18 protein-coding genes, 1 tRNA gene and 2 pseudogenes are annotated in these 17,655 nt (G+C 59.3%); 13 read left to right on the top strand and 8 right to left on the bottom strand.

The features are described 5' to 3' along the window. Positions 1–87: 87 nt before the first annotated feature. A tRNA-Ser gene (locus LXM96_RS00005) sits at positions 88–177 on the bottom strand. A 279-nt stretch (positions 178–456) separates the two neighbouring features. Here LXM96_RS00005 and LXM96_RS00010 point away from each other — a divergent pair. The 5 genes and pseudogenes from LXM96_RS00010 (at position 457) to tnpC (ending at position 4,457) form a co-directional block, all read left to right on the top strand. After that, positions 457–1,206 (top strand): helix-turn-helix domain-containing protein, encoded by a 750-nt coding sequence (locus tag LXM96_RS00010; protein ID WP_239996180.1) that lies wholly within the window; start codon positions 457–459, stop codon positions 1,204–1,206. A 522-nt stretch (positions 1,207–1,728) separates the two neighbouring features. Further along, positions 1,729–2,052 (top strand): hypothetical protein, encoded by a 324-nt coding sequence (locus LXM96_RS00015; protein ID WP_239996181.1) that lies wholly within the window; start codon positions 1,729–1,731, stop codon positions 2,050–2,052. Positions 2,053–2,095: 43 nt separating this feature from the next. Next, entirely contained in the window at positions 2,096–2,485 is a 390-nt protein-coding gene (tnpA, locus tag LXM96_RS00020; protein ID WP_239996182.1) for an IS66-like element accessory protein TnpA, read from the top strand. Further along, positions 2,482–2,833: pseudogene (gene tnpB, locus LXM96_RS00025) on the top strand (IS66 family insertion sequence element accessory protein TnpB). Before tnpA ends, tnpB begins: the two are co-directional and overlap by 4 nt. A gap of 69 nt (positions 2,834–2,902) precedes the next feature. Next, positions 2,903–4,457: pseudogene (tnpC, locus tag LXM96_RS00030) on the top strand (IS66 family transposase). Here the strand turns inward: tnpC and LXM96_RS00035 are convergent. Further along, entirely contained in the window at positions 4,396–5,382 is a 987-nt protein-coding gene (locus tag LXM96_RS00035; protein ID WP_239996183.1) for a recombinase family protein, read from the bottom strand. The pseudogene tnpC and the gene LXM96_RS00035 sit on opposite strands and share 62 nt — an antisense overlap. Positions 5,383–5,709: 327 nt before the next feature. Here LXM96_RS00035 and LXM96_RS00040 point away from each other — a divergent pair, with 327 nt between their 5' ends. Further along, entirely contained in the window at positions 5,710–6,036 is a 327-nt protein-coding gene (locus tag LXM96_RS00040; protein WP_239996184.1) for a hypothetical protein, read from the top strand. Positions 6,037–6,082: 46 nt separating this feature from the next. On the opposite strand, the gene LXM96_RS00045 is transcribed toward LXM96_RS00040, so the two are convergent. The 3 genes from LXM96_RS00045 to LXM96_RS00055 form a co-directional block, all read right to left on the bottom strand. Then, on the bottom strand, positions 6,083–6,481 hold the full coding sequence (locus LXM96_RS00045; RefSeq protein ID WP_394801864.1) for a DUF1236 domain-containing protein: 399 nt from the start codon (positions 6,479–6,481) through the stop codon (positions 6,083–6,085). Between the two features lie 525 nt (positions 6,482–7,006). Next, on the bottom strand, positions 7,007–7,243 hold the full coding sequence (locus LXM96_RS00050; RefSeq protein WP_239996186.1) for a hypothetical protein: 237 nt from the start codon (positions 7,241–7,243) through the stop codon (positions 7,007–7,009). Positions 7,244–7,441: 198 nt separating this feature from the next. Continuing rightward, positions 7,442–8,095: a GNAT family N-acetyltransferase gene (locus tag LXM96_RS00055; RefSeq protein WP_394801876.1), complete on the bottom strand. Its 654-nt coding sequence runs from the start codon at positions 8,093–8,095 to the stop codon at positions 7,442–7,444. 603 nt (positions 8,096–8,698) lie between these two features. Between LXM96_RS00055 and LXM96_RS00060 the strand changes: the two genes are divergently transcribed. Beyond that, positions 8,699–9,499, top strand: coding sequence for a hypothetical protein (locus LXM96_RS00060; protein ID WP_239996187.1), 801 nt, complete (start codon positions 8,699–8,701; stop codon positions 9,497–9,499). Next, positions 9,496–10,065, top strand: a complete 570-nt coding sequence (locus LXM96_RS00065) for a type II toxin-antitoxin system VapC family toxin (protein ID WP_239996188.1) — start codon at positions 9,496–9,498, stop codon at positions 10,063–10,065. Before LXM96_RS00060 ends, LXM96_RS00065 begins: the two co-directional genes overlap by 4 nt. A gap of 253 nt (positions 10,066–10,318) precedes the next feature. Here the strand turns inward: LXM96_RS00065 and LXM96_RS00070 are convergent, their stop codons facing one another. The 3 genes from LXM96_RS00070 to LXM96_RS00085 all read right to left on the bottom strand — a co-directional run bounded on the left by LXM96_RS00070 (position 10,319) and on the right by LXM96_RS00085 (position 13,014). Further along, positions 10,319–11,083: an ATP dependent DNA ligase gene (locus tag LXM96_RS00070; protein ID WP_239996189.1), complete on the bottom strand. Its 765-nt coding sequence runs from the start codon at positions 11,081–11,083 to the stop codon at positions 10,319–10,321. A gap of 593 nt (positions 11,084–11,676) precedes the next feature. Next, positions 11,677–12,324, bottom strand: a complete 648-nt coding sequence (locus tag LXM96_RS00080) for a 4-carboxy-4-hydroxy-2-oxoadipate aldolase/oxaloacetate decarboxylase (RefSeq protein ID WP_239996190.1) — start codon at positions 12,322–12,324, stop codon at positions 11,677–11,679. A gap of 3 nt (positions 12,325–12,327) precedes the next feature. Then, the gene (locus LXM96_RS00085; RefSeq protein WP_239996191.1) at positions 12,328–13,014 is read right to left on the bottom strand and encodes a fumarylacetoacetate hydrolase family protein; all 687 of its coding nucleotides are present in this window, start codon (positions 13,012–13,014) and stop codon (positions 12,328–12,330) included. Between the two features lie 255 nt (positions 13,015–13,269). On the opposite strand from LXM96_RS00085, the gene LXM96_RS00090 reads away from it, so the two are divergent. Genes LXM96_RS00090 through LXM96_RS00110 form a run of 5 tightly spaced genes read left to right on the top strand, consistent with a single transcriptional unit; the run spans position 13,270 to position 17,615 of the window. Further along, positions 13,270–14,277 carry an ABC transporter substrate-binding protein gene (locus LXM96_RS00090; RefSeq protein ID WP_239996192.1) on the top strand — a complete coding sequence of 336 codons (1,008 nt, stop codon included), beginning with the start codon at positions 13,270–13,272 and terminating at the stop codon, positions 14,275–14,277. Further along, positions 14,278–15,099: an ABC transporter ATP-binding protein gene (locus LXM96_RS00095; RefSeq protein WP_239996193.1), complete on the top strand. Its 822-nt coding sequence runs from the start codon at positions 14,278–14,280 to the stop codon at positions 15,097–15,099. Further along, entirely contained in the window at positions 15,096–15,995 is a 900-nt protein-coding gene (locus LXM96_RS00100; RefSeq protein WP_239996194.1) for an ABC transporter permease, read from the top strand. The genes LXM96_RS00095 and LXM96_RS00100 overlap by 4 nt, the downstream gene beginning before the upstream one ends. Positions 15,996–16,042: 47 nt before the next feature. Then, the gene (locus tag LXM96_RS00105) at positions 16,043–16,765 is read left to right on the top strand and encodes a GntR family transcriptional regulator (protein ID WP_239996195.1); all 723 of its coding nucleotides are present in this window, start codon (positions 16,043–16,045) and stop codon (positions 16,763–16,765) included. Positions 16,766–16,790: 25 nt separating this feature from the next. After that, entirely contained in the window at positions 16,791–17,615 is an 825-nt protein-coding gene (locus LXM96_RS00110) for a sulfite exporter TauE/SafE family protein (RefSeq protein WP_239996196.1), read from the top strand. Positions 17,616–17,655 lie beyond the last annotated feature (40 nt).

The raw sequence follows: 17,655 nt of genomic DNA on the forward strand, positions 1-17,655 counted from the left end.
CATCGACAATCCGTTCGGCACGAGGTTGTCACCCATGTCTTAGGTACAAACCGTTACCTATGTGTCCGGGTCGGACAGGGGAGGGAATGGCGGAGAGGGTGGGATTCGAACCCACGATACGGTTGCCCGTATGCCGCATTTCGAGTGCGGTGCTTTCGACCACTCAGCCACCTCTCCGCTTCGCTGGTCGGCGCTCCGTGAAGCGCGGCTGTGTCTTTAGCGGCGAAATATCCGGCTGGCAAGTAGCAACTGGACGCTTCGAAAAACGATCCACCGTGAGCAAGAAATGGTGGGCCCGGAGGGCCTGCTGATTCGCAATGATATCAGCAGCTTGACCCTGTGTGGGACGAAAACCCCCTCTTATAGATATCAATGGCTTAGCAAAGCCGCCGTCCCACTTTTTCCGGACGCTTCCGGCCCTTATTTTCCGGTGGTCTTGCACCTTGGGAGGTGCGCATGAGCGGGGCGCGGCCATTTCGGGATGTGAAGCTGCAATGGCTTCAGCAGCTGAGCTGCGACAAGGATTTGAGCGACAACGCCCGGTCCGTGGCGCTCTATATCGTCACCACAAATTTGAACGGCCACACCGAGAAGGCGTGGCCGTCCTATCAGACGATTACCGACGCGACCGGCAAGAGCGTCAAGACCATCCAGCGCGCTGTCCGTGAACTTGAGGTCAAAGGATGGTTCGAGGTCCAGCGCGGAAATGGCGTCGGGCACAATACCGAGTATCGTCCCTCAGCGGCGTCGATTCTACGTGCATCGGAAGCCCGCGAAAAGACGGACAAAGTAGTCACCCTTTACCCAGAAAAAGGCGGTCAGAATCGTCCGGCAAGGCGGTCAGATATGTCCGATGAAGGGGGACAGGTATGCCCACCAAACTCAGAGAAAGAAAAAATATATAAACCTAACCCGCGCGAGGACGCCCCTGCCCGCGTCCACACGCAGCGCGCCATCCCGCTGGTATTCGTCGCTGAGACCAAGACGAAGCAGATCGAACAGTGGCGCATCTGGCTCCGTCGTCATGGCTTTCCCTCGCTGGAAGCTTTGGAGGTACGGATCACGAAAGCCGGAACGCCAGGCTATGCCTTGCCGGGGCACTGGCCACCGGACGAGGCGAACCCAAGATCGTCGGAATGGATCACCTTCTTCAGCCACCGCCGCGACCACATTGCCGCGAGAAGCGACCTCCGTAGGGTGTCATGACGGCTGCCCCTTCTAGGGGAGCAAGACGACCACGTCATCCGGCGGGCCATCCAAGGGCCACGAACAATGCGGCCGTCAGGCGGCATACAAGACAATGAAGAGTATCGGAGCTTTCAGCATAGCGCCGGCCGCAGGACGGGAAAGCAGGAATTCTCGACACGGCTCCGCCGGAAAAAGGGCAGCCGCAGGAGCCTTAGCGTAGCGACGCCCTAGCGGAAGGCGGGACCGACTGCCCCGGCTGAGCCGTTCCGTCTGGCTGACGTTCGTGAGGAAGGTGGAGCTGTAGTTCGCCACCGGGTTCGCGCGCCGGTTTGCCTATTCCGGAACCTCTCCCGCTGTTGCGAGTAATTGAGCAGGAACTCCAGTCCGTGCATCTGAAAGAAGCCCGTTCCCCCCGGCGGCATTTTTTCATGTCGTTGACTCAGCGAACTTTGTCGCGCCCCGGGACGCGCCTCCGTACCCTCTCCTTATCCTCCTGCCAAACCTTGCTATGGTGGCGCTCCGATCCAACGGAGTGTCAAGATGAACAACCTGTTCGCCTTCCAGATCGTCCCTGGCTCCGACGACCTACTTGGCTACTGCCGCAGCATGGAAGAAGCCGTGACCGAGGCAGCGACTCATCGAATGGAGTTGATCAAAGGCCGTGAGCTGGGTGAGGACAACGATGAGGTGCTCCAGCCGATCGCCCTGTATGAGCTTCGCCTCAAGCCCTTGACTCTCGACCTGCTGCTACCCGTGCTTAATCAACAGCAAGAATTACCGGAGGCGCTGGTGGAGGAGATGACGCGAGTGGGAGAGGTGGAGTGTACCCGGTGTTTTGATCCCACGTTGCCCGCTGTTGCTTGATCTGTGATCGAGTTTCCATGGACGAGCGACAAGGAGTTTCTCCATGGAGACTACATTGGAGGTTCTCACAACAGGTGGTAGGCGACGCGAAGGCAATCGCCAATGGCCTGATGAGGTCAAGGCACGGATTGTATCCGAGAGCTTACGACCAGGCGCGACGGTGAATGAAGTAGCGGGGCGCTACGGGCTGAAGGCCAACCACCTGTCATCTTGGCGCACGCTGGCGCGGCAGGGCAAGTTGGTGTTGCCAGAGCCGGAGGACGCGGTTGAGTTCGCGGCCATGGTCATCGATACGCCATTGCCGGAGCCGCCGACGGTAAAGGCTGCTACGCGCCCCGAGATCGTCGTCGGCCCAGTCACCATCCGTCTTGAGGAAGGAGCGTCTGCGTCCCGGATCGCTTCCATCGGCCGCGCCTTGGCGGCGGCAACATGATCTTTCCGTCAAACCGCGTGCGGATCATGATGGCGACCAAACCCGTAGATTTCCGCAAGGGTCATGATGGCTTGGCGGCGCTGGTGAAGAATGAACTGCACAAGGACCCGTTCACCGGAACGGTCTTCGTGTTCCGGTCACGCAAGGCAGACCGTTTGAAGCTCATCTACTGGGATGGGTCCGGGATCGTCATGGCCTACAAGCGGCTAGAAGAGCACGTTCATCTGGCCCGGCATCAAAGATGGTCTGATGACGCTCACCCACGCCCAATTCGAAGCCCCGTTTGCGGGACTTGATTGGCGGCGGGTTCATGCCGTCCAGACGAGGACGACGGAGGCCATCGAATAGCTGCGCCACGATGACTCAGCACCGCAAATTCGAGAGGTAAATCAGCCCAGGATTTGGTAGCTTCCGGCCATGCTTGATGCCGCCGACCTTCCCGATGATGTTGCCGCCCTAAAGGCGCTGCTGATCGCGGCGCAGGCACGCGAGGCGGCCAAGGACGTCGCGATAGCCAGCAAAGACGAGCATATCGCCCGAAAGGATGAGCGAATCGAACGCCTTGAGAAGCTCGTACCAGCGTTCAAGCAGGCCGCCTTCGGACGCAACTCCGAGAAGACCGATCCTGACCAATTCGACTCGGCGCTGGAAGACCTAGAGACGGCTATCGCCGTGATCCATGCTGAGGATGAGGCGGACGCTCCTGCAGGAAACGGGATCAGCGAGCCACGTGCGATCAATCACAGCTCCCTTCCAAAGCATCTTCCGCGTATCGAGGAGGTGATCGAGCCAGAAAGCCTGATCTGCGCCTGCGGTGGTTGCATGCACTGCATTGGCGAGGATGTCTCCGAGCGGCTGGACGTGATCCCGGCACAGTTCCGCGTGATCGTCACCCGCCGCCCTAAGTATGCCTGCCGGGCCTGCACCGATGGGGTCGTCCAAGCCCCAGCTCCGGCACGGCTGATCCAGGCAGGGTTACCGACGGAAGCGACCGTCGCCCATGTGCTGGTACCAAGTACGCCGATCATCTTCCGCTCTATCGGCAGGCCCAGATCATGAGCCGCCAGGGCATTGACCTTGACCGATCTACGTTGGCTGACTGGGTCGGTCGGGCAGCCTATGAACTGCGGCCTGTCTTCGATGCGTTGATCGCTGACTTAAAGCGCTCATCCAAGCTGTTCATGGACGAAACCCGTGCCCCGGTTCTCGACCTGGCTCCCGCAAGACGAAAACCGGATACTTCTGGGCGCTGGCGCGTGATGATGGGGCGGTGGCGCTCCGCCGGGTGTCGCCTTCACCTATGCTCCTGGTCGGGGAGGCATTCATGCCGAACGGATACTGCAGGGTTTCTCTGGCATCCTGCAGGTGGATGGATATGCCGGATACAACAGGCTTATCGCACCAGAGCGTGTCGGCCCAGACTTCAGCTTGCCTTTGCTGGGCCCACGCCCGGCGCAAGCTGGTGGAGATCACCCGCAACGGGTCAGCACCGATTGCCGAGGACGGCGTCAAGCGGATCGGCGAACTATATCGCATCGAAGCTGAACTGCGCGGTCTTGATCCCGAGGCTCGTCTCGCTGGACGGCAAGAGCGGTCAGCGCCACTCGTCGCAGACCTGCATAGCTGGCTCGTCCATCATCGAGCACGCGTCGGAATGAAGTCTCCACTTGGCGAGGCTTTGACCTACATCGCCAAGTACTGGGATGGCCTGCAGCTCTTCCTGATCGATGGCCGCATCGAGATCGACAACCACAGCGTAGAGCGGACCATCCGTCCGATTGCCCTTAATCGGAAGAACGCACTCTTCGCGGGTCATGATGCCGGAGCAGAGAATTGGGCAATCATCGCTTCGCTGATCGAGACGTGCAAACTCAATGCTGTTGATCCCATTGCGTACCTAACCCGCACGCTCACAGCGCTTGTAAATGGTCATAAGCAGCGTCAGATCGCGCGCCTCCTGCCTTGGGCTTAGGTGACTGATTAGACTTGCCCGCAAGCCGACGGGCGTCTGCGCCCTTCCCACTGGCTTGCCGCCGCTTCACCCTCTTCCACAACGTATCTGAGACGATACGCAGTTGTGGAATCTCCTGGACGATGTGCTGCTCTGGCGAGTTCAGCCGGGATACCCGGCGTTCGCTCACCGGGTTCTTTCGGTATGCGAGCCTATTGAACACCAAGCGGCCTATATACAACTCGTTGTTCAAAATTCCGGTCCCTCTTCGCCGGTGGCCTCGGATCGCCGTTCCTCTCCAAGCCTGCCCGCGAGGGCCAACTACACCCTTCTTGTTAAGCCTGTCGGCGATTAGGTCCGGACTAGAGCCCTTTGCATACTGTTGGAATATCCAAACGATGACATCGGCTTCGTCGGGATTGATATCCCTCAGGCCTCGGATGGGCTCACCGTCTGCTCCAAGGACCTTTTTGATCGCGTAGCCGTAGCAAATGCCGCCGGGCACTCGTCCCTTTTTTGCTACCGTCTTCATTCCTTCTCTTGTGCGATATCGGACCTGTTCCAGCATCTCGCTGTTGAGGACGGCCCTAAGGCCAAGCTCCATTGACGACACCTGCGAGCTGCCATGAACGGTCCAGAGTTCGATCTCATGAAAGTGCAGCAGCTTCAGCACTTTCGCGCTGTGCTCGAGGTCTCGCGACAGGCGATCAAGGGTCAGGCAAAGAAGGACGTCGAATGCGCCTTCTCGCGCCCCCTTCAAGGCGGCCTGAAGACCTGGCCTTGTATCGAAGCTAGCGCCGCTTACCCCTGCATCGACAAATGTCTGATAAAGCGTCCAGCCACGCTCCAAAACAAATGACGTTCCCAAATCGATCTGGGTTTCAATGGACGCAGGGTTCTGCTGATCTGTTGAGTAACGGGCGTAGATGACCACTCTCTTGCACATGTCGGCCTCCCAAAGACGATGGAGGTGGAAGGTATCACGACCTGCCCTCTCAGTTGTCGGAGGAGAACAAGCTCATTGGCGAGGTCAAGGTGAGGAGACAACAGCGCTTTCGGTGGAGTAGTTGGAACGGCAGAAAAACTCTGCTCTTATGGGCTCCCCTTGCGGAGTGACGACCGCCCGTGAGCCTGTTCCAACAGGTGAGATACCGGAGTTAGACTGATGCAGATTTTATTGAACGTGGTTCTGGCGGTCGGCATAATCACGGTGGGGGGTTTACTGGCGTACAAAATGGAGATGGCTGCGGGTTGGTGATAGGGGGACGTAGTTTTGAGCAACACCACAGACTTCATCGCGGAATTGGTGCGGGCGGCGAACGAAGTGGAGAGGCTGACAGAGATTGAGCGCGGACGGCTATTCGAGCGCTCCGTCACGACGATTAGGGCCATGCGGGAGACCGTCAGCATACAATCAGCCCAGGCGGATGCAGACAAGATAGTAGAACTGCAGGTCATGGTGGCCATTCGAGGAACGCGAACGAAAGATCCCTCGGAGGTTCGTGACGCACTACTGACCGCCGCCGGCATGATCCGGGATCTCCACATCGTGCTGGATACGGGGACGGAGATAGAGCTCGGGGGAGGAAAGCCTGTCTAGACCCGACGCGCAATGCGCCGGGCCCGGATGCCGATATATGGTTAAATCAATCCAGGACCTGGACCACCGTGTAGGTCTGTGGGTCAACGATCACACGGCGTTCGTTGACATAGGTGTAGGCGTACGCAGGCGCTTCCGGAATTGGCGTCAGCACGACTGTCTGCGGTAGTGGCTGGCCAACGACGACTTCGGCCTGCACCATGACAGGCTCTGCCGGCATCGGCTGCTCGCGGACGTAAGTGACAACGCGCTCCGGTGGCGGATCAATGGCCGTACCAAGAACTGCACCTGCGATGCCGCCGACAGCGGCGCCGACCGGACCGCCGACGATGGCGCCCGTTACTGCACCGCCTGCTGCACCGCTGGCGGTGCCTTCCTGTGCTATAGCTGCGGTGCCTACGAGAGCAAGCGACGCAGCGGCAATGATAATCTTCTTCATGGCCATCTCCTTGGGTTGTGGCAGCCCCCTCAACGCGCACTTGTCGTCCCCGTTCCCCCGCAAGACCTATGGCGCAACGTGGTAGGACTTTTGCCCAGCGAGCGCGCTCTTTCGGTTCATCTAGCGTTCATGTAGGCTCCACCAAACTGAAAGCATGATACATCACACGCCAGATCTAAGACCTCTTGATCCTTCTGACTTGGATATACTTGAACGCGTCCTTGATGCGGCCTGCAAGCGGAGAGGCATCGACAAGAGCGACTTGGACGCTGAGTACATCGCCGCTGAACTTGTTCAGCATTACGAGCACGGTGTGAGGCAGGAGGTGGAGCTCAGGGCGCTGGTGGGCTAACCCGGGCTCCTAACGGAGGTGATGGCTACGACCCACATTCGCGCAGTCGGTGTCGCGAGCTTGATAGGCAGATCCGGCCTCAGCTCACTTATTCTGAGGAGTTCCGACTGGACACTGATCCCCCTCATCAATAGCCAAGGATCAACCATTCGAAGCGCGGCTCAGGCACTTCTAGAGGCTCAGCCCGCGTCGTCTTGAGTATCTTTTCGGCTCTCCATCGCGAGGGCATGAAGGCCATGGACTGCGCTCGGCTGCCTACCTGCAGCCAGGATCACGGCGTAGAAGGCGCCACGTGTGATCTCCTTCTTGGTTGCCTTGGGATGCACTTTCCTCACAGCTTCAGAAAGCTCCTTGGGCCGCATTTTTGGCTTAGCTAGCTGAGACACCGTCTTTGCAATCTTCTCGATCTCGGACATTGAAGCTCCAATGTTATTCAGGATCTTCAACGGCAATTGGCTGTCACAATCAAGTGCGCGAGTTGCCATGCAGTCCCGGCATTAGCCTCATCGGGAAGAAGTGAGGAGCAGCGCAGCCTTTGCCCACCATTGGAAACTCGATACGCTCCCTTCACCGCTCGTGCCTACAGAAAGATCATGAGCGAAATAAGCCTTGGACTATCCGCGAGCCACCCACTGCCCGGCGGAACCGAGCAATCTTCCAGAGATACTAGAGCAGGATCTCCAGTCCACACATGGTGAGTGAAAGGCCCGTTCCCCTGACGGGCTTTTCTCATGCCTCCCGATATAGGAAGTTGCTGCTCCGAGAGGCCGCCTACGCTCCGTAGAAGGCCTGATGATAAACGACGACCCCTTGCCGAGTATGTGTCCCAAAATCCAGACACTGGAAATACTCTGGGGAACACCGGGGAAGCTCAGAGCAGGATCGGCGTGGAAACCAAATCGGGAATAATAGCCAGGATCGCCGAGAACGACACATCCAGCGGCACCGATGGATTTCATCTGTGCTAGACCGGCTTCGATCAGACGAACTCCGACGCCTTGCCGCTGTCGGTCAGGTCGTACGGCAACGGGCCCTAGGCCGTACCATTCAATATCCCTTCCATCGATCTGGACGGGGGAGAAGCCGACATAGCCGACAATTTCACCTTCTCGTTCTGCCACAAGGGAAACGGACAAAGCGCCTCCCTCCCTCAGGGCATCAATAATGGCTCCCTCGGTTCCGTTGCTATGTGGAGCACCGTCGAACGCGGCGGTGACAAGCGCACGGATCTCTTCGCTATCCCGAGGATTTTCTTGTCGTACGATCATGAGAGCTTGTGTAGCAAACGAGCATTGTATGACCAAGACGCCACCATCTAGGCCTGTGGCATTTACGTCAACCCGCACAACGCCGGGACGCCCGCTGCGGAGCAGCTGAACCGCTACCCCCTGCGCGCCGCTGCGGCGAAAATCCCTGAAGAATGTAGAGGCGCCGCCGTTTTGAAGAACAGCTACGCCTCTCAATCCCAGGCTCCGTCGGTCGCAGCCCGACCTAATTGTAAACGGGCTCAGTGGTTGGCGGAATATACAGATCTGGGTCGCGCTGGGCGCAGCTGGCAAGCAAACACAGCGAAAACAACAAAACGAACTTCACGAAAACCTCCGCTGTCTGGATGAGCAGGGGTTTAGCCGCTAGCCTTAAATTGATGTTCACGCTTCAACATATGGTCCGTTATCGGAGTCCCGGAGGAATTCTGGAAACACGGCAATTTTATTTCCTTTCTAGAATTGTGGGACACATCGAGCATCACCGGCTTGCTTATCCTTTTTGCCGCTTTGTCCCACGCTTCAACCTAGACCTTAATTCCGTGCAAACTATTTCCGATGTGATATGTCCATGGACAAGTCGCAGACCCTCCGAGGATAGCCGTTGTGGGCGAAGGTGGAAAAATAACGCTAACGATCCACGGGCTCGCCGCTTTCCATGGCGAGGTCGACGGGGAAGTTTTCGCTGAGAAGTTCTCTGCTTTCATGAGAGGCCTTGCCTCTGCCGACGAGGCCGCAAATGGCGAGCGGCAACATAAGTTTATCCTCACCGACTTGAGGAAGAACACAGCTACTGCAGAGCTTCTAGAGCGACAAACCAAGACTTCAGACGATTCGTTCTCTGGGGTTGCGTTTTTCGTTGAAGGTGTCGAGGAAATCCGCGCTAACTCGCGCAAGGCTCGATCACTTCCCCTAAAGTTTGTAGAGAACGTGGTCGCCTTGAATAAAGGGGTTGGACGACGTTTTGAGGTGGGTGAGCTGAAACTGCCGCATCGCCCGCCGGTGATGCTCGATCAGTTCCTAGAAAGGCGCGCGAAACAAGTTCTGGAGGCAATCCGCAAGCAAGGAAGCGAGGTCGGCAGATTTGAGGGTGTAACCTTCGGATCTTTCGATGGGATGCTTCGTGCTGTCGATTATCAGAGAGAGACCAAGAGCGGTGTGATCTGGCTGACCGCCGGCGGACGACCACTTAAATGCAACATCACCGCCGTAAAGCTTGATGACATCACTGCCGCCTTGGAGAAACGCGCCATATTCTTCGGCGCCGCCCACTATGACGGGGTAAAGCCTCTTCCAGTGATGCTTGATGTCACGCGGATCCGCGTCCTCGACAATGGAATGGGTCTGGCCCGCTGGCGAGGAGCATTCGATCTAGATAACGATGAGCAGACTTGGAGTGAGCATTGAGTTCCCCAGCATCGTACTACTGGGACACCTGCGTCTTCATCGCGCACCTGAACGATGAGCGATCCAGCAAGGGGCAGATCATAGATCACATCAGCCAGCACCTGAAGGACGCCCAAGCAGGCAGGACAAAAATCTATAGCTCGAGCATTACGATCGCTGAGATAACTCAGAAATCCCTCGTGGCAGCAGGCATCGGTACCTTCGATGATTTTCTTCGGGACTTTGGTGGATCAGTGATCCCGATCAGCCCAGATCCTGAGATGATGGCCTTAGCATCTCATCTTCGCAGCCTACTTTATTCCGACGGCACGACGTTCAGAAAGCTCGCCACACCCGACGCTATCCATCTCGCGACCGCAATCATGTTACCCGAAACGTACGGTGTCACACTAAACGAGTTTCATACCTTCGACGAAGGGAAACGACGAGGTGCCGGCGACAAGGGTCTCCCGCTGATCGGGATGGAGCATTGGATCGAGGATTGTAAAGATGATCCTTGGATCAAGAAGGCATTATCCTTGGCGCGGAAGAGACCAGAGCATCCTACTCCTGAACTTCTTATTTGACGTCCAGGCAATGGGACTGGGATGAGGCCTACTTGTCGATCGCCACGCTCCACCTAATTTGCAGCTATGCCCGCACGCTTCATCCACGTCAGCTTCACGTCTCCAGCGGGCTCGGTCGAACGAACAATGACGGTCGAGGAGACCCTTAATCTGATGGCGAGACACGCACCTATCCCAGAGCTGCTGGAAGCCCTAATCTTCCTGGAAATGGATCGAATGGCGGAGGGGCATTATCAGGGAGCAAACTGGTCGATCACCTGCCGCGCCGTGGACGTACCACCGACCACACACTAGTCAGGCAGCCGGTAAACCTCCGACCAGTCCTCTTCTTCGCGCAGCCCCTTAACGATGCATGGCGCAGCGTGCCTGTGTGCGTCCAGGCCCGGAATTCAATTTCTGCTACGAGTGATGGCTCCGTCATCACCAGGTTCTTCCCCGGCACGCTTACAACCGGTATCCTCGTCTTGAGCTTGTCGAGCTGCTTTATTAGCCGCCGCGCCTCATCGTGCTTGAAGCCGGTCCCAACACTGCCGACGTACTGCCAGCCGTCCCGATAGCGGGCGGCCAGCAACAGGCTCGCGATCGCTCCGGGCAATGCGGTCGAAGGCTCGTAGCCGACGATGGCGAAGGTGTCGCTTTGGACGCACTTGATCTTCGGCCAGTCGCCGGTCCGTCCCGATCTGTACGGCCGCTCGCGGTGCTTGGCGATAATCCCTTCGAGGTCATGCGCGCAGGCATGCCGGAGCAGCTCGTCAGGATCCTCGTCGAACTCCTCCGAAACCCGGATGCCGCCCTGGCTGGCGGCAAGCATGTCCTCAAGAATCCGCCGGCGCGCCGCGTATTCAATCTTTGTCAGGTCGTGGCCGCCCAAGTAGAGCAGATCGAACGCCAAAAGGATCGCATTCCCCGTGGCCAGCTTGCCGGGGCCGCGTCCGCTGAGCCTGTCATGACGGCTGCCGCTTTGAGGAGAGCAAGAGAACCACGTCATCCGGCGGGCGATCCAACGGGCCAGGAACAATGCGGCCGTCAGGCCGCACACGAAACAATGAAGAGTATCGGAGCTTTCAGCATAGCGCCGGCCGCAGGACGGGAAAGCGGGAATTCTCGACACGGCTCGGCTGGAAAAAGGGCAGCCGCAGGAGCCTTAGCATAGCGACGCCCTAGCGGAAGGCGGGACCGACTGCCCCCGGCTGAGCCGTTCCGTCTGGCTGACCTTCGTCAGTTCCATCGCCCGGCATCAGCTCGACTACGCGGACTTTGGCGGATGAACGCCGAACAGGAGGAAGTCGGACGATAATTTGCGGCGCCTCGTCCTCGGGGAACATTGATCTGGCTCGTCATGAAGCTGCCCGCTTGTCCCGCCGGCCCAGGCGCTGAGCAGGTAATCCACCTCGGTGCGTGCGCTCGGCGTTGGAGGTGATCGCGCCGCGCCGCTTGAGCACGTGCGTGCGCAGGGTAGCCCGATGCCGAGTTGCTGTTCGTAGCGAATCAGCGGCAGGTGGGCATCGAACAGGTCGTGCGCCTCGTCCCGCCTGCTCTCGGCGAACAAGTTGACGAGCTAGACCAGAATGTCCGGGAAGCCAACGGCTGCAGCAAGCGAAGCAATCAATTCTATGAGACAAGTCGGGAAAGTCCTAGCAGATCAAGCGTGAGTCTGCCTCGGCGAATTGCCTGGCGCAGGTCGGCTTCTGCGGCCATCCGAGCAATGGCCGCTTGGTGGATAACAGCTAAATCGACGGCAGGCAGGATCACGACGCCGTCGGCGTCGCCGATCACGATGTCGCCGCGCCGGATCTCGATCCCGCCGATCGTCACCGGCTCGCCCACCCTTCCGGGGTCCCGTTTGATCGTTCCCCGGATGGAGCAGCCGCGCGCAAACACCGGAAATCCCATCTCGATCAGGCTTTCGCTGTCACGGACCCCGCCGTCGATCACCAGTCCCCGGATCCCCCGAACCTTGGCGGCGAGCGCGAGAATGTCGCCGAAGGGTCCGTGGGACAGCGACCCGCCATTCTCCACCACCAGCACGTCTCCCGGCTGTCCCTCGGCGATCGCCCGGTGCAGCGCGAGATTGTCGTCGGCGGGTGCCGAAACGGGCATCGCCCTTCCCCACAGTTTCATCCTCCTGTCGAGCGGCGCGATGGCTCCCGGCAGGGCGCCGATCCGCCCCGCCGCCTCGTGAAGTGTGGCCGTGCCAAAGCCGGCCACCTCTTCCAGGAGCGCGGGCGAAACGGGCGCAGGATCGCTGTCCCCACCCACGGGTCAGGCCGCCGGACCGATTGTCACTTCCAGCGGCGACAGGCCCTCGAACGTCGCCACCAGCTTGTCGCCCGGCACCACCGGACCAACTCCATGGGGCGTGCCGGTCAGGATTATGTCGCCGGGATGCAGTTCGAAGAACTCCGAAAGGCGGGCGATGATTTCCGGAATGCGCCAGATCAGCAGCGATACGTCGGATTCCTGTACGGTCTTACCGTTTACCGTAAGCTTGATCCTTCCCTTGTCAATGATGCCGGTTTGGGAGGCCGGCGTGATTGCCCCTACGGGGAAGGAATTGTCGAAGGACTTGGCGATTTCCCACGGCAGTCCGCCGCCCTGAATGTCGCGGCGCGTCATGTCGAGGCCGACCCCATAGCCCCAGATATGCGACTGCGCGTCCGCCTCCGAGATGTTGCGGCCGCCCTTACCCAGCGCCAGAACCAATTCCACCTCATGGTGGAAGTCGGCAGTCTTGGTGGGATAAGGGATGGTCGCACCGCTGTTGACCACGGCATCGGTCGGCTTCTGAAAGAACAGGGGCGGATCGCGATCCGCATCCCCACCCATCTCCTCCACATGGGCAACGTAGTTTCGGCCGATGCAGTAGATGCGGCGCACGGGAAAGCTTTGGTCGCTGCCGACAACGGGAATGATGGCGGGCTTGGGGGCGTCGATGACGTAGCTGCTCATTCGGGTGTTTCTCCTCCTCGAGTGTCATTGGCCGAACCCGCCGCTCCTACCTGCCGACGGGCTGTCCATAACGGAACTTACCATGTATGATCCTCTCCGCAATACGGATCATACATTATTCACGCGTTGACAGCGTATAAGATATCGCGCAAGCTTCGGAGGTCAGCGGAAGAGGAGCCGTCTGACACCGGCCGAACGGCCGGAGCCTCAAGGTCGGGAGCCTTGGGGGCATTGAACCACATAGGGAGGAAAGAGATGAGTGGACTGAAGCGCATGGGCGTGGCCCTTCTGCTGGCGGTGAGCGCGTTTGCGCCCGCATCGGCAGAGGTCAAGGAACTGACGGTGGTCGTACCCAACCCCTCGGCGATCAACAACTACCCGCTCCATGTCGCGGTGGGGGAAGGCTATTTTGAGGAAGAAGGCCTCAGCGTGAAGGTGGAGGCCGTCAACGGTTCCGCATCCGTGCTGCAGTTGCTCGCTTCGGGCCAGGGCGATATCGGCCAGCCGGGTCCGGCACCCCTTCTGGCGGCGCGCGTCCGCGGCGAGGATATCGTCTTCATCTACAATCATTTCAGCCGCTCGGTCTTCGGCCTCGTCGTGCCGGAAGAGTCGCCCGCCCAGACACCGGCGGACCTAAAGGGCGCCACCATCGGCGTCGGCACGGCGGATGGCGCCGAGGTCGGCTTTACCCGCGGCATCATGACCGATCTCGGCCTCACTGAAGGCACCGACTACCAGTTCCTGGCGATTGGCGACGGTGGCACAGCTGTCGCGGCCTTCATCAATAAGGAAGTCAGCGCCTATGCCGCAGCGGTGGCGGATGCGGCCATTATTTCCTCCCGCGGCATCCCGCTGCGCGAGATTACGCCTACCGCCTATCTCGACTATTTCGGCAACGGTTGGGCGGTGACCCGTGCGTTTCTCGATGAGAACCCGCAGACCTTGGAAGGGTTCGGCCGGGCATTGGTGAAGGGAACGCGGTTCGGCCTCGACCCGGCAAATCGGGATGCGACGCTCAAGCACGTCGCCGCCGGAAATCCGCAGGAAAGCGAAGATCCCGCCTTTGCCGCAGCCTTGCTGACCGCGATCCAGAGCAGAACCGTGCCCGTCGACCCGAAGGATCCTGTGGGTTTCATGCCGCCAGCCGCCTGGAAGAAGTGGGAGGAGAGCCTCGTGGCGAGCGGCGACCTCGACAAGCCCATGGACGACTTGGAGGCAGCTTACACAAACAAGTTCATCGACGTCTGGAATGCGGCCAAGTAGATGATGCAGAACGCCAAACCTTTGGCGGAGCAAACGGTCGGGCACCACCTTGCCCGGCCGGTCTACCAACTCCGCAACGTCTCAAAGTCGTATGCGTTCGGTAAGATCCGGGCGCTTGATCCCGTCGATCTCGATCTGCGCGAGGGCTCTTTCTCTTCAGTGATCGGTCCTTCGGGCTGCGGCAAGTCCACGCTTCTGAAGATCATGGCTGGCGTCACCCCGCCCTCTGGGGGAAGCGTCATTCTCGACGGCAAACCGGTGCTCGGCGCGCGGCGTGAGATCGGGATGATGTATCAGCAGGCGACGCTGTTTCCCTGGATGACTGTGCTTGACAACGTGCTTCTGCCGATCAGCATCCGCGATGGCAAGGCTGCCGCGAAGGCTCGCCACAACGATGCCCAGGCTCTCCTGGAACTGGTCGGGCTCAAGGGCTTTGAGAAGGTCTATCCACGGCAACTTTCCGGCGGTATGGCACAACGCACCTCGATCTGCCGCATGTTGATCACCGAACCGCAGGTCCTGCTTCTCGACGAGCCATTCTCCGCGCTAGATGAGCTTGCGCGCGACTTCATGAACATCGAACTGCAGCGCATCTGCCTTTCCCAAAACGCAACTGCGTTCCTGATCACCCACTCGATTCCGGAGGCGGTGCTGCTGTCGGACGACGTCTACATCATGTCGCCGCGCCCAGGCACGTTCCTTGAGGTCGTGCGAATTGAGCTGCCGCGGCCACGCACGCTGGAGATGATGACCACCGCCACGTTCGGTGAATATGTTCGCTACATCCGCAGCCGTCTCGACGAAGGAGGTGTAACCGCATGAGATCCGTTGATGCCGAAATGGCGCCTCAAGGCTTGGGGCGTCCGATCACGGTCGAGCAAGGCTCCTTTCCGGAAACAGTCTGGAGCGAACAGGTGGCGTGGATCGACAAAATCCCCCGCGTCGTCGCCATGGCGGGGCTGCTCCTCACCGTCCTCCTGATCTGGTGGGCGGTCCATCATTTCGAGATCGTGTCGCGCATTATCCTCCCCTCCCCTGCCGAGGTCGGCAGCGATATCATTCTCGTCGGCAGGAATATCCTGACCGGCAACTATATGTTAGCGGCGCTGTGGATGACCACCAAAGAAGTGTTGTGGGGCTTCGGCTTCGCCATCGCCATCGGCTTTTCTCTCGGCGTCCTGGTTGGTGAGACCTCCTTCGGCGAAAGGGCTGTTCTGCCCTACCTCGTTGCCATCGACACGATGCCGAAAGTTGCTTTCGCTCCCCTATTTCTTGCTTGGCTTGGCTTCGGCATCGCCTCCAAGGTGGCTCTGGCGGCATTCATCGCCACCTTCCCCATTGTTGTCGGAACGGCCGCAGGCCTCCATGCCGCCGATGAGAATGCCCGCATGCTGTTTCGCACGCTCGGCGCCAGCCGCTGGCAGACCTTGGTGCGAATGAAGATCCCCACCGGCCTGCCGCAGATCTTCACCGGCCTGAAAATCGGGGCGGTCGGTGTGATGGCCGGAGCGATTACCGCTGAATTCCTGGGTGGAGGCAAGGGCTTTGGCGAATTGATCCGCGTTGCTGCTAGCCAGCTACAGACGCCTCGCGTCTTCTCCCTCATCCTTTATCTCAGCGTCCTCGGCTTCCTACTGTTCTGGTCGGTGGTATTGATTGAGCGCAAGCTGGTGTTTTGGCATCGCGCCTCCGTTACCGGGGTCGATGACCGCCGTTGACCATTTGAACCACCCAAACAACATTCGATGACAGTAATCGGTGCGTGATGACAATCCAGCAAAGTTCACCTCGCCGCAACGCGCCGCGGCGAGTCGAGAAGGAAACTGCGGCGACGGCCGTGTACCACGCCCTGAAGCGAGACATCGTGCGCGGCGTGCTAGAGCCCGGCCACAAGCTTCTCATCGACCAGATCGCCGAGCGCTATTCCGCCGGCACTAACCCGGTGCGCGAGGCGCTCAACCGTCTTTCCTCAGAAAGATTGGTAGATCGGGAAGACCTGCGCGGTTTCTTCGTGCCGCCGATCTCGCTCGAGGATTTCCGTGACATCGTCAACACCCGCTGCTGGGTAGAGGGCAAGGCGCTTGCGGAATCAATCCGCAACCGTACTGAGGCCTGGGAGGACGCTGTGATCATAGCGACCCATCGCCTCCAGAACACGCCAATCCACTACTATGAGCATACCGAACCTGGCATGCCGGTACCGGACAACAGTCTCTGGGAAGAGCGTCATCGCATCTTTCACCGCGCCCTGATCGCCAACTGTGGCTCAAGGCACCTCCTGCGCTTTGCCGGCGAACTCATGCTACTTGGCGAGCGCTATCGCTTCATCTCGATGGCCAACAGTTATCCCCGCCGCCGTAGCGGAGAGGAGCATCAAGCCATCGTAGATGCCGCGTTGGCCGGTGACATCGATAGAGCGGTAGCGGCGCTTCAGAACCAATACCGCTTGACGTTGACCATCTACGAAGAAACCATGTCCGGCGCTTAGGTCGCCTTTGGAGCGGCTCAGCATCATGCTCTTGGATACAGAAACACTCGTGGTGATTGGCGGGCTCCTGGTACTTGCGGGCGCCGCGGTCGGATTCCTTGCCGGCCTCTTCGGCGTCGGCGGCGGCGCAGTGTCCGTGCCGGTGCTTTACGAAGTGTTCGGTGTGATAGGACTTGATGACAGCGCACGCATGCCGCTGGCAGTGGGAACATCGCTGGCCCTTATCGTCCCTACTTCCCTGCAATCCGCGCGAGGCCACTATTTGCGTGGCGCGATGGACGCCCGTGTCCTTCGGATATGGGCACTTCCTATCCTTGCAGGTGTCAGCATCGGCGCATTGACTGCACGTCACGCTGATCCTTGGGTCTTCAAGGTAGCTTTCGTTGCAGTAGCAGGGGTAGTTTCTGTGCGCATGATCCGAGGCTCAGCCTGGAGCGTCTCGGAGAAACTGCCCGGTCGCGGTCTCATGAGCGTATTCGGTTTGATCATCGGCCTCCTTTCTTCCCTGATGGGCATTGGGGGAGGCGCGATCTCCAACCTGATCCTTTCACTGTTCCGCACGCCCATTCATCGATCAGTCGCCACCTCAGCAGGCGTCGGGGTTCTCATTTCGATACCTGCCACCTTGGGCTACATCTACGCGGGCTGGAACAAAGAGGGTTTACCGGCCGATGCAATGGGGTATGTGTCGGTTCTCGGATTCCTGCTGCTCCTGCCCACCACGCTCCTCACCACTCGTCTTGGTGTTCGAGCGGCTCACGCGCTCAAGAAGCGTCAACTCGAACTGCTGTTTGGATTCTTTCTCATGACAGTCTGCATGCGGTTCATCATCGACCTATTGGCACAATAGCTTGTGAGGGCGGTGGTCAATCAGGCGTCGACAGGCAGTA

This window comes from Rhizobium halophilum, from assembly GCF_021648825.1.
Lineage (GTDB): Bacteria > Pseudomonadota > Alphaproteobacteria > Rhizobiales > Rhizobiaceae > Neorhizobium > Neorhizobium halophilum.